1 protein-coding gene and 1 pseudogene are annotated in these 840 nt (G+C 54.2%); one reads left to right on the top strand and one right to left on the bottom strand.

The window, feature by feature from the left end:
- Positions 1–104: 104 nt before the first annotated feature.
- Positions 105–641 (bottom strand): annotated as a pseudogene (locus ABS769_RS22485) (ATP-binding cassette domain-containing protein); the annotation flags it as partial.
- Between the two features lie 42 nt (positions 642–683).
- Here ABS769_RS22485 and ABS769_RS22480 point away from each other — a divergent pair.
- The coding region (locus tag ABS769_RS22480) for a transposase (protein ID WP_233368074.1) at positions 684–840 on the top strand (157 nt) is incomplete at its 3' end.

Genomic DNA, 840 nt, shown 5'->3' with positions numbered 1-840 from the left:
ACGAGGACCGACCCAAAAAAGCAATCTGCGGCATGACCCCGGCTGCGTATGCCCAACATCTGGCAAACACCGATATCATCAGCCCCGGACTCTAAACCAGGCCGCTACTCAGGGCGGGGGGACGTCGCATCCACATCAGCGCCGCCTTCAAAGGATCTAGGCTGCTCCTTGATCAAAGGTCTTAGATTTCCGCTCACGAAGAGATAGTGCATATCGCACATCCGCGAGATGTTCTTGTCGTGCGTCACAATGACTGTGGTCGCGCCGATGCTCTTGATGTTCTTCATCAGCTGTATGCCCATCTGCTCGTCAACCCCAGTCGTTGGTTCATCCATCAACAACAACTTGGTGCGCCTGTAGAAGGCTCTGGCCAAGAAGATCCGTTGTTTTTGACCGCCTGACAGCGTATTTCCCAAGTCGCCGACTCTGGTGTTGAAGCCCATTGGCATGCGCTGAATATCGTCGTGGATGCATGCCAATTTCGCAGCCTGCACAAGACGCTCTTGATCAATGTGCTCATCGAACATGGAGATGTTTTCCGACAGCGTTCCCGACAACAGATTGTCTCCCTGCATGACGATGCTGACCTTGCTCCGGTAGCTCGACTTACCGACCTTGCGCAGATCCTCTCCATTGACTAGGGCCTGTTAACACTAATGGCCCGAGCGATTAAACTATCGTGCATGGAGATCACGCCAGCACAATTTTCTCTAATCGAACACTGCCTGCCGGCGCAGCGCGGCAATGTCAGCATGACCAACCTGCAAGTGGTCAACGCCATCCTTTACGTTGCCGAGCATGGCTGCAAATGGCGCGGCCTACCCAAGCGCTTTGGCAACT

The organism is Xanthomonas hortorum (assembly GCF_040279205.1).
GTDB lineage: Bacteria > Pseudomonadota > Gammaproteobacteria > Xanthomonadales > Xanthomonadaceae > Xanthomonas > Xanthomonas hortorum_F.
This window is presented reverse-complemented; position numbering and strand designations above follow the sequence as displayed.